This window comes from Bradyrhizobium sp. SMVTL-02 (assembly GCF_051853005.1).
Taxonomy (GTDB): domain Bacteria; phylum Pseudomonadota; class Alphaproteobacteria; order Rhizobiales; family Xanthobacteraceae; genus Bradyrhizobium.
In genome coordinates, this window is sequence record NZ_CP182469.1 from 6275711 (window position 1) to 6287166 (window position 11456).

The 11456-nt window shown below is 65.1% G+C and carries 5 protein-coding genes; 3 read left to right on the forward strand and 2 right to left on the reverse strand.

Annotated features, from left to right (window positions below; all coding sequences use genetic code 11):
• Positions 1 to 62: 62 nt before the first annotated feature.
• Positions 63 to 1862, reverse strand: a complete 1800-nt coding sequence (locus ACNJYB_RS29985) for a glycoside hydrolase family 15 protein (protein ID WP_439370158.1) — start codon at positions 1860 to 1862, stop codon at positions 63 to 65.
• Positions 1863 to 1893: 31 nt separating this feature from the next.
• Positions 1894 to 3855 carry a 4-alpha-glucanotransferase gene (gene malQ / locus ACNJYB_RS29990; RefSeq protein WP_439370159.1) on the reverse strand — a complete coding sequence of 654 codons (1962 nt, stop codon included), beginning with the start codon at positions 3853 to 3855 and terminating at the stop codon, positions 1894 to 1896.
• 204 nt (positions 3856 to 4059) lie between these two features.
• Between malQ and ACNJYB_RS29995 the strand changes: the two genes are divergently transcribed.
• From ACNJYB_RS29995 to glgB, 3 genes are read left to right on the forward strand one after another with little or no spacing between them, the layout of a single operon-like run.
• Positions 4060 to 6006, forward strand: coding sequence for a maltotransferase domain-containing protein (locus tag ACNJYB_RS29995; protein WP_439370160.1), 1947 nt, complete (start codon positions 4060 to 4062; stop codon positions 6004 to 6006).
• Between the two features lie 11 nt (positions 6007 to 6017).
• Positions 6018 to 9314 carry a maltose alpha-D-glucosyltransferase gene (treS, locus tag ACNJYB_RS30000; protein ID WP_439370161.1) on the forward strand — a complete coding sequence of 1099 codons (3297 nt, stop codon included), beginning with the start codon at positions 6018 to 6020 and terminating at the stop codon, positions 9312 to 9314.
• Positions 9307 to 11454 carry a 1,4-alpha-glucan branching protein GlgB gene (gene glgB / locus ACNJYB_RS30005; RefSeq protein ID WP_439370162.1) on the forward strand — a complete coding sequence of 716 codons (2148 nt, stop codon included), beginning with the start codon at positions 9307 to 9309 and terminating at the stop codon, positions 11452 to 11454. Before treS ends, glgB begins: the two co-directional genes overlap by 8 nt.
• Positions 11455 to 11456: the final 2 nt, after the last annotated feature.

Consider the following 11456-nt stretch of genomic DNA (forward strand, 5'->3'; position numbering starts at 1 on the left):
CGCCTGCCGCCGGATGTCTACCTCTCCCCAGCGGGGAGAGGTGAAGAACCTGCCGCGCCGATCTACTGCGACCGCTGCATCGCCGGCTTCTCACTCTTCCGTCTTGCCGCCGACAGATTGTGCGCGGTGTTGATCAGCGCGATGTGGGTCAGCGCCTGCGGGAAGTTGCCGCTCTGGCGGCGGGCCGCGGAGTCGTATTCTTCGGCGAGGAGCCCGACATCGTTCGCGACCCCGACCACGCGATCGAACAATTCCTGCGCCTTGTCGAGATTGCCTGACAGCACATGGGCGTCAGCCAGCCACAGGCTGCACGCCAGGAACGCGCCCTCGAGCGGCGGCTGTCCTGCAGCCAGCTCGCGCGGATCGTGCCGCAGCACGAAACCGTCGCGCATCAAGCATGTCTCGACGGCGGCGATGGTGCCACGGATGCGCGGGTCCTCCGCCGGCAGAAAGCCGACCGCCGGCAGCAGCAGCACGCTGGCATCGAGCAGTTTCGAGCCGTAGGACTCGATGAAGGCGTTCTCCTCCGCGTCAAAACCGTTGTTGCAAACGTCGCGATGAATGGCTTCGCGCAACGCACGCCAATGCAGCAGCGGCGCCTTGAAGCCAAAGGTCTCGGCGCTCTTGATGCCGCGGTCGAAGGCGACCCAGGTCATCACCTTTGAGAACACGTAGTGCCGGGGCTGCCCACGCCGCTCCCAGATGCCGTGATCGGGCCGATCCCAGACCTCGGCGAGATGGTTGAGCACCGCGCATTCCAGCGCCCAGCTTTCCTCGTCGAGCTTCAGTCTCGCCATGCGCGACTGGTGGAAGGCGTCGATCAGTTCGCCGTAGACGTCGAGCTGGAGCTGCGCATGCGCGGCGTTGCCGACACGCACCGGCCGCGCGCCCTCGTAGCCGTCAAGCCAGCCCGCCTCCCATTCGAGCAGCCGGCGCTGGCCCCAGATGCCGTACATGATTTGCATGTTGGACGGCGAGCCGGCGGCCGCACGCAGCAGCCAATTGTGCCAGGCCGAGGCCTCCTCGGTGTAGCCCGAGTTCATCAGCGCCAGCAGCGTGAAGGTGGCATCGCGCAGCCAGCAGAAGCGGTAGTCCCAATTCCTGCTGCCGCCGAGCTTTTCCGGCAGCGAGGTGGTGGGCGCCGCGACGATGCCGCCGGTGGGGCCGAAGGTCAGCGCCTTCAGCGTGATCAGCGAGCGCAGGATGAGATCGTGGTAATCGCCGTCGCGGGTGTAACGGCGGCACCAGTCCTGCCAGAAATTCTCGGTCTCCTTGAGCGCGACCTCAGGATCGATCGGCCCGGGCGGCTCAAGATGCGAGGGGCCGTAGGTCATCACGAAGGGAATGGTCTCGCCTGCCCTCACCTCGAAGTCCGACACCGTGGTCAGATCCTCGCCGCGGGTCTCGACCGGCGTACGGAGCACCGTCATGTCTTGCCCTGCGACCGCCAGCAGGGCGTGGTCGATGCGCCGCACCCAGGGAATGTCCACGCCGAAACCGAAGCGGATGACGAGCTCCATCCGCATCTTCACGCTGCCGCTGATGCCGCGAACCAGACGCACGATGTCGGACGCCCTGCCGCGCGGCGGCATGAAGTCGATCAACGCGACGGTGCCGCTCTTCGTCTCAAAGCGAGTTTCAAGGATGAGGGTATTGCCGAGATAGCGGCGCGAGATCGCGGTGACGTCCTCGCTTGGCGCGATCAGCCAGCGGCCATTCCTGTGGTTGCCGAGGATCGCGGCAAAGCAGGCGTCGGAATCGAAGGCGGGCCAGCACAGCCAGTCGATCGAGCCGTTGCGCCCGACCAGCGCCGCGGTCTCGCAATCGCCGATCAGCGCATAGTCCTCGATCCTTTGCGTCAATGTCGTGCGAGCCTGAAAAATCCCCGCCCGATCAACCCCCGCCGGTCAGCGAACGTTCCCGCGTCGCCGCTCGCAAGGCCGTGAGATCGATCTTCGAGGCGATCCTGTCGAGCGCGACGGGAAGGCGCTGGCGCCAGTTCGGATGCTCGTCGATCGTGCCCGGAATGTTGGGCTGGTCGACCACGCCGAGCAGATCTTCCATGGACACCGCGAGCAGGCGCGAGGGCGTGCGCGACAGGAAGGCGAGCACCGAATAGAGGTCGTTGGCATTGATGCCGTTCTGCCGCAAGATCTCGTCGAGCCTGCCCAGCGCATCCCAGCGGGCCTGGTCGTTCTCCCCGGGATCGAGCCCGAGCGAGCGCTTCATCTTGAGGTCACCGAAGGAGCGCCAGCCCGCATAGGTCGACAAATCATGCGTGTTCAGCGCGACGAGCGCATTGGGCCGGTAATGCTCGACGTTGCGAAAGCGGCCGGTCTCGTCGCGCTCGAACATCATGACGAGATAGGACCAGATGCCGAAATCCTGCATGGTCTCGCGAAAGCCTTCCGGCACAGTGCCGAGGTCCTCACCGATCACGATGCATTTGTGGGCCGCGCTCTCGCGCACCACCGCGGCGAGCAGCGCCTCGAAGGGCATCTGCACGTAGGCGCCGTTGTCCGGCTTGAAGCCGCGCGGCACCAGATAGAGCCGCTTCAAGCCGAGCACGTGATCGAGCCTGATGGCGCCGGCATGGCGCATCGAGGCCGCCAGCATGTCGGCGAACGGCACGAAGGATTGCGCCTCCAGGCCGCCGGCGTTGAAGCCGGCAAGGCCCCAGTCCTGGCCGACAGTGTTGAGCACGTCGGGCGGCGCGCCGACCGCGAGGTGGCGGGAAATCGCGGTCTGCTCGTTCCAGGCATCGAAGCCGTTGGACTGCACGCCGACGGCGACGTCGAGATAGAGACCGACGCGCATGCCGAGCTGGCCGGCCAGCTCCTTGGCGGCATGCAACTGGCTGTCGGCCGTCCATTGCACGAATTCGACGAACTCGACCGCGCGCTTATCAGGCCCGTTGCGCAGCTCGGCGCATTTGGCTTCGTCCGGCCGTTGCCATTCGGTCGGCCATTCCCACCATGGCCGGTTGAAGCGATGGCGCAGCACCTCGAAACAGGCAAAGCGGGACAACAGCGGCGCGCGAGCGGCGCGGAAGGCATCAAAGTCCTTGCGGCGCGCCGCGCTCGCGCCGGTCACGAAGCTGTTGAAGGCCGCGCGCAAAGCCAGCCATTTCAGCGCCGCCATGTCGGCATAGGGCACGCGGTCGCCTTCGCGCAGCCGCGCGGCGGTCGCGGCCACATCGGGGACGAGATCGGCGGAAAATTCCGGGATCGCCTCGACGTCGATATAGAGCGGATTGAGAAACAGCCGGCTATTCGGCGAATAGGGGCTGCAATCGGCGGGCTGATCGTCGAACAACACGTGCAGCGGATTGAGGCCGACACCGTCGGCACCGAGTTGCTTGGCCAGCCGGAGGAGACCGGCGAGGTCGGTGAAATCGCCGATGCCCCAATTGCGGTCCGAGCGGACGCTGTAGAGCTGCACGGCGAGCAGCCAGCCGCGATCGAAATCGCCGCCGAAGGCGCGCTCGGGCGCCACGATCATCGGCACATCTTCGCTCACGCCTCCGGCATCGGTCAGCATCAGGCGGTGATAGCCGAGCGGCAGGGCGGCTGGCCAGGCAATGACCGGCTCGCGCGCTTCACCTTGCGCGATCACATTGCCGTTGCCGACGATCTTCCATTGCAAGGGCGGCGTCCCGGTTGCCGCTAGTTCAGTGCGCGGATGCCCCAGGGCGCGCACCACGACAGGCCCGCTGACGAAACGGTAGACCCGCTTCTCCGGCAGCGCGTCGAGGATGGATTTGAGCGCCTCGGGCGCGGTGACCCGCAGCTTGCCGAGGGCGTCGACGAATTCGGACTGAACGCCCTTGATCCGGGCTTGAGCTAAAAGATCCATACGGCACGCAGCTTGCAGGCCATGATTTGGCCGGGGGCAGGGATTTTAACGAGGTCACGGAAGAGGTTAGTCAGGGGTAACTCGCAAACTGCGCTTGCCGTTCCGCAGGGAACCAATGACACACAAGCGGCTTTCTATAGTGGTACCAAGCGTGGGTTCCCGACAAGGGAAACGGGCTCCTGCTTTCTTGTCAATGGCATCACCGTGAACAAGACAATTCAAACTGTCGAGAGTGCCGCAGCCGGCAGCGCTTTCCTCATTGAAGACGTCTATCCCCTGGTCGACGGCGGCCGCTTCGCCGTGAAGCGGATCGCGGGCGAGCGGGTCGAGGTCTGGGCCGACATCTACCGCGACGGCGACGCGGTGATCGCCGCTGCGCTGATCTGGCGCCGCGAGCAGGACCGCGAATGGCAGAGCGACCCTATGACCCATCACGGCAATGACCGCTGGTCCGGCGCGTTCACGCCCGCTGAGCCCGGCCAATATGTCTATGCGATCGAAGCCTGGACCGACGAGTTCGCGACCTGGTCGCACGCGATCGCGCGCAAGCGGCGTACAGGGGCCGATGTCAGCCTCGATGCGATCGAGGGGGCCGGCCTCCTGACCAAGGCGCATGTCGCGCGTCAGGACGCCGCAGCGATCATCATCAGGCGATGCGAAGACTACCTCCAGAGCGGCGACGTCACCCCGCTGCTGGCGGCCGAGCTTGGTGAAGCCATGGCCGAGAGCCAGTCGCGGCCCGACCTGACGCGCTCGCCGCTCTTCCCGCTGATCGTCGACCGCAACAAGGCACGCTTCGGCGCCTGGTACCAGATGATGCCGCGCAGCCAGAGCGAGGTCCCGGGCCAGCACGGCACACTGCGCGACTGCATTGCGCGCGTCCCCGATATCGCCGCCATGGGCTTTGACGTGCTCTACTTCACGCCGATCCACCCCGTTGGACGCACTCGCCGCAAGGGCCGTAACGACGCGCCGGTGGCGAGCGAGGGCGATCCCGGCTCGCCCTATGCGATCGGCACCGCCGAGGGCGGGCACGATGCGCTGCATCCCGAGCTCGGCACGATCGAGGACTTTCGCGCGCTGGTCGCCACATGCCTCGAGTACGGGCTCGAGCTCGCGCTCGACTTCGCAGTGCAGTGCTCGCCGGACCATCCCTGGCTGACGCAGCATCCGGAATGGTTCAAATGGCGGCCGGACCGCTCGGTGCGGACCGCGGACCGCCCCTATTCGGACATCGTCATCCCCGATTTCGGCTCCGTCGATCGCGCCGGGCTGTGGAACGCCTTTCGCGACGCCATGCTGTTCTGGATCGACCATGGTGTCACCATCTTCGCGATCGACAATCACGACACCGCACCGCTTCCGTTCTGGGAGTGGCTGATCGGCGACATCCGCCGCCGGCATCCCGAGGTGATCCTGTTCTCCAAGACATTTGCGCGGCCGAAGCTGATGAAGGGCCTCGCCAAGCTCGGCTTCGCGCAGTCCTTCAGCTATTTCCCCTGGCGCACGACGAAGGGAGAGTTGGAACAGTATCTCGGCGAGCTGACCGGTTATCCCGAGCGGGACCTCCATCGGGCGAACCTGTTCGTCAACACCGCAGACCTCTTGCCTTATCATCTGCAGAGTGGCGAGCCCTGGATGTTCAAATCGCGGCTCGCGCTGGCCGCGACGTTGTCGGGCAATTACGGCATCTACAGCGGATTCGAGCTGCTGGAGCACGAGGCGGTTCCCGGCCGCGAGGAATATCTCGATTCCGAAAAATACCGGATCAAGCAGCGCAACTGGGACGCGCCCGGCAACATCAAGCCGTCCATCGCAGCGCTCAACCGCATCCGCAACGACAATGCGGCACTCCAGCAGACGGAGAACTTGCGCTTCCTCAATATCGAGGACGGCGAGACGATCGCCTTCGCCAAGAAGGCGGCCGATTCAGCCAACACCGTCGTGGTCGTGATTGCGCTCTCGCGCCATGCGCGCGAATTCTGGCTGCCGCTCGGCGACGTCACCGTTGACGCCGGCGGAGAACGACACCATGTGACGGCACTCGAAAACCTCCTCACCGGCGAACAGTCGCGCATCATGTGGGGCGGGATCAGGTTGCGTATCGATCCCGACCGCGATCCGGCGCTTTTGTTCCGCTGCCTGGCGTAAGGGGTCACGCCATGAATGTTCTGTCTTCCGTCGACACCAAGAAGGCTGAGGCTGCCGAGGTCGTGGATGAGCTCTGGTACAAGGACGCGATCATCTACCAGCTCCACGTCAAGGCCTTTGCCGACAGCAACAATGACGGCATCGGCGACTTCGCCGGCCTGACCGAGAAGTTGCCCTATCTCCAGGAGCTCGGCGTCACCGCGTTGTGGCTGCTGCCGTTCTATCCCTCGCCTGGCCGCGACGACGGCTACGACATCGCCGACTACGGCGCGGTCAATCCCGATTTCGGGACGATGAAGGACTTCAAGCGCTTCATCCAGGAGGCGCAGAAGCGCGGTCTGCGGGTCATCACCGAGCTGGTCGTCAACCACACCTCCGATCAGCACAAATGGTTCAAGCGTGCGCGCCGCAGCCATCCGGGCTCGAGCGCCCGCAACTGGTATGTCTGGAGCGACACCGACCAGAAATACCAGGGCACCCGCATCATCTTCACCGACACCGAGAAGTCGAACTGGACCTGGGATCCGGAGGCCGGCGCCTTCTACTGGCACCGCTTCTTCTCGCATCAGCCCGACCTCAATTTCGACAATCCGCGCGTGGTCAGCGCCATCATCCAGGTGATGAAGCGCTGGCTCGACGCCGGCGTCGACGGCTTCCGGCTGGACGCAATTCCCTATCTCTGCGAGCGCGAGGGCACCTCGAACGAGAACCTTCCCGAGACGCATGCCATCATCAAGCGCCTGCGCCAGGAATTGGATGCGTACTCCAAGGGCAAGCTGCTGCTCGCCGAAGCCAATCAATGGCCGGAGGACGTGCAGGAATATTTCGGCCGCGGCGACGAATGCCACATGGCCTATCACTTCCCGCTGATGCCGCGCATCTACATGGCGATCGCGCAGGAGGACCGCTTCCCGATCACCGACATCCTGCGCCAGACGCCGGACATCCCGGCGAGCTGCCAATGGGCGCTGTTCCTGCGCAATCATGACGAGCTGACGCTGGAGATGGTCACCGACGTCGAGCGCGACTATCTCTGGACCACCTACGCCAACGATCCGCGCGCCCGCATCAATGTCGGCATCCGGCGGCGGCTCGCGCCGCTGATGGACAACGACCGCCGCAAGATCGAGCTGATGAACTCGCTGCTGCTGTCCTTCCCGGGCACGCCGATCATCTACTACGGCGACGAGATCGGGATGGGCGACAACATCTATCTCGGCGACCGCAACGGCGTGCGCACGCCGATGCAATGGAGCCCGGACCGCAACGGCGGCTTCTCGCGCTGCGACCCCGCCCGGCTCTACGCGCCGCTGATCATGGATCCCGTCTACGGCTATGAATCAGTGAACGTCGAGGCGCAGTCGCGCAGCCTGTCCTCGCTGCTCAGCGCCACCAAGCGGCTGATCTCGGTGCGCAAGTCGACGCTGGCCTTCGGCCGCGGCTCCATGACCTTCATCCGCCCGGCCAATCGCGCCGTGCTGGCCTATGTCCGGCAGTATCGCGACGAAGTCATCCTCTGCGTCGCCAATCTCTCGCGCGCCGCGCAGGCGACCGAGCTCGATCTGTCGCCCTGGAAGGACCGCATCCCGCAGGAGATGCTCGGCCGGACCCGATTCCCGGCGATCGGCGAATTGCCCTACATGATCACGCTGGGACCCTACGGTTTCTACTGGTTCCACCTCACCGAGCGCGACAAGTCCGAGCCGGTGACGCCGCGCGCGGTGCCGGAGTTCGAGACCCTGGTCGTGCCGGTCAATTCGAACTGGGTGTCGCTGGCACGCGAGCGCGGCGTGTTCGAGCGCGACGTGCTGCCGGGATTCTTGGCAAGGACACGCTGGTATCCGGAGCACAATCCCAAGCACATCCAGACAGCGCTGACCTCGGCCGTGCCTTTCAGCGATATCGGCGACAACAGGCCCTGGATCGCGTTCTTCGAGACCACGCGGGACGACGTCACGACGCGCTACGTGCTGCCGCTGCAGATCGAATGGGTACGCTTCGACCGCGAACGCTTCAACCCGAAGGCGCTCGCCGCCGTGCGCCAGGGTGCGCGCGAGGGCACGCTGCTCGACGTCGCGACCGAGCCGATCTTCATCGGCCTGTTCCTGCGGGGTCTGTCGCAAAACCTGGTGGTAGACGAGAACAATCTGCGGCTGGAGTTCAAGGCGACCAGCCGGTTCGCCGACTACACCATCAAGGAGCCTGAACGCATCCGCGCGATCGAGCAGTCCAACAGCACCGCGCTCGTGGACAACCAGTATGTCGTCAAGATCCATCGGCAGCTTGAAACCGGCACCAGTCCCGAGATCGAGATCGGCCACTACCTCACGGAAGTGGTCCGCTTCGCCAATACGCCGGCGTTGCTCGGCAGCGTCGAGCTGGTCGAGGGCGATCACCGCAGCGCGCTCGGCGTGCTGCATGCCTTTGTCGAGAACCAGGGCGACGGCTGGGCCGTGACCACCGGTTATCTCGATCGCTATATCGACGAACAGCGGCTCTTGTCCGCGGGCGAAAGGCCGCGCGAGACCCAGGAGCAGGCGCCCTACCTGCACTTCATCGCGCAGATCGGCCGGCGGCTCGCCGAGCTGCATGTCGCCCTGGCCGCGGCAAAGCCGGACAACCTCGCTCCAGAGCCGATCGGCTCCGAACACGCCAGGCGCTGGATCTCCGACCTCAAGGCGCGCGCCGAGCGGGTGTTCGAACGCCTTGCTGAGAGCCGCGACAGCCTGCGGGAGACGGACCGGCCGCTGATCGACCAGCTCGGCGCAGCGCGCGCGGCCCTGCCGGACCACCTCAATGCACTATTGCCTTCCGCCATCGGCGGGTTGAACATCCGTCATCATGGCGACTTCCGCCTGGGGCAAACTCTGATCGTGAAGGACGACATCTTCATCATCGACTTCGACGGCAATCCGCGCCGGCCGCTGGCCGACAAGCGGCGCAAGCTGCCGGCCGCACGCGACGTCGCCGGCCTGATCCGCTCGATTGATCTTTCGGTTAACGTCGCCCTCAACCGGGTGCTCGCGGGCGGCGGGACCGACGAACAGGACCGGCTTGCAGCCGCGCTCGGTGAATGGCGCGAACGCGCCACCGCGACGTTCCTGCACGCCTATCGCGAGGCCATGACCGACCGGCGGCTATGGCCGAAAGATCCGCGGGCAGCGCAAGGCCTGTTAAGGTTTTTCCTGCTTGATCAAGCGTTCGACGACGTAGAGTACGAACTGTCCCACCGGCCCGAGGGGCTCCATGCGCCGCTGACCGGACTGCTTCGCATTCTGTCCAGTGCCGGGAGCGAAGCCCATGCCTAAACTGCCAGCCGAAGCCTACGCGATCATCGAGGGCCGCCACTCCGACCCCTTCCACTATCTCGGGCTGCATCCCGAGGGCGGCAAGAGCGTGGTGCGCGCCTTCGTGCCCGAGGCCTCCAATGTCGAGGCGGTCGGCGAGCATGGCGAGGTCGCACCGCTCGACCGCGTTCATGACTCCGGCCTGTTCATCGGAGCTCTGCCCAACGGCTCGAAGCACTACCAGCTACGCGCGACATTCGGCAACAACGTCGTCGAATTCGAGGATGCCTACCGCTTCCCGCCGATCCTGACCGATTTCGACCTCTATCTGCTCGGCGAAGGCACCCACCAGCGCCTCTACGACAAGCTCGGGGCGCACCCGATGCGGCTCGACGGCGTCGACGGCATCGGCTTCGTCGTGCTGGCGCCAAATGCGCGGCGCGTATCCGTGGTCGGCGACTTCAACTTCTGGGACGGGCGGCGTCATCCGATGCGGGTGCGCGGCAGCGGGTATTGGGAGCTCTTCATCCCGCATGCGAAGATCGGCGATCATTACAAGTTCGAGATCATCGGCCCGCACGGCCATCTGCTCCCGCTGAAATCCGATCCGCTGGCCTTTGCAACCGAAGTACGGCCGAAGACGGCCTCGATCGTGTTCGACGAGGCGCATCTGCCGCGGCCGCGTCCTGCGCCCGACGGCATCAACGCACTGTCGGCGCCGATGTCGATCTACGAGGTCCATCTCGGCTCGTGGCGGCGCAAGGGCAACAATGAATGGCTCACCTATCGCGAGCTGGCCGAGCAGCTGCCGGCCTATGCCCGCGACATGGGATTCACGCATCTCGAATTCCTGCCGGTGAGCGAGCATCCGTTCGACGGCTCGTGGGGCTATCAGCCGACCGGGCTCTATGCGCCGACCAGCCGGTTCGGAAGCCCCGAGGATTTCGCCGCCCTCGTCGATGCCTGCCACCGCGAAGGCATCGGCGTGCTGCTCGACTGGGTGCCCGGCCATTTTCCCGACGATCCGCACGGGCTCGGCAGCTTTGACGGCACGGCGCTCTATGAGCACGCCAACCCGCTCCAGGGCCGCCACCTCGACTGGGGCACGCTGATCTACAATTACGGGCGCACCGAAGTGACGAACTTCCTGGTGTCGAACGCGCTGTTCTGGATGGAGCGCTACGGTATCGACGGCCTGCGCGTCGATGCGGTGGCCTCGATGCTCTATCTCGACTACAGCCGGCCTGCCGGGGCGTGGATTCCGAACCAGTATGGCGGCCGCGAGAACATCGAGGCGATCAACTTCCTGCGCCGTTTCAACACGGAGGTCTTTGCCCGCTTCCCGCAGGCGACCACGGCCGCGGAAGAATCCACCGCATGGCCGCAAGTCTCGCGTCCGGTCGAATTCGGCGGGCTCGGCTTCGGCTACAAGTGGAACATGGGCTGGATGCACGACACGCTGAACTACATCAGCAAGGATCCGATCTACCGCAAGCATCATCACGGCGAGATCCTGTTCGGCCTGCACTACGCGTTCTCGGAAAACTTCATCCTGCCGCTCTCGCACGACGAGGTCGTGCACGGCAAACGTTCGATCCTGGGGCGCATGCCCGGCGACGAATGGCAGCGCTTTGCGAATTTGCGGGCCTATTACAGCTTCATGTTCGGCCACCCCGGCAAGAAGCTGCTGTTCATGGGCGCCGAGATCGGGCAGAGCAGCGAATGGAATCACGACCAGTCGCTCGACTGGCACCTGCTCGAATACAAGGGCCATTCCGGCCTCCAGGCGCTGATCCGCGACCTCAACCGGCTCTACCGCGCGGTGCCGGCGCTGCATCAGATGGACTGCGACCAGGCCGGCTTCGAATGGCTGATCACGGACGATGCCAACCGCAACGTGTTCGCCTGGCTGCGCAAGGGCTTTGACGAGCACGCGCGGTGCCTCGTGATCGTCAACTTCTCCCCCAATGTCTACCCCAACTATCGCGTTCCCGTGCCCCTGGCCGGCAAGTGGAAAGAGGTGTTCAATTCCGACTCCGCCCATTACGGCGGCAGCAATGTCGGGAACATCGGCGAGGTCCAGACCGTTGACGGCAAGACGCCCGAGCTCCGCCTCACCATTCCGCCGCTCGCCGCGATCTTCCTCGTTCCGGAAAGCTGACA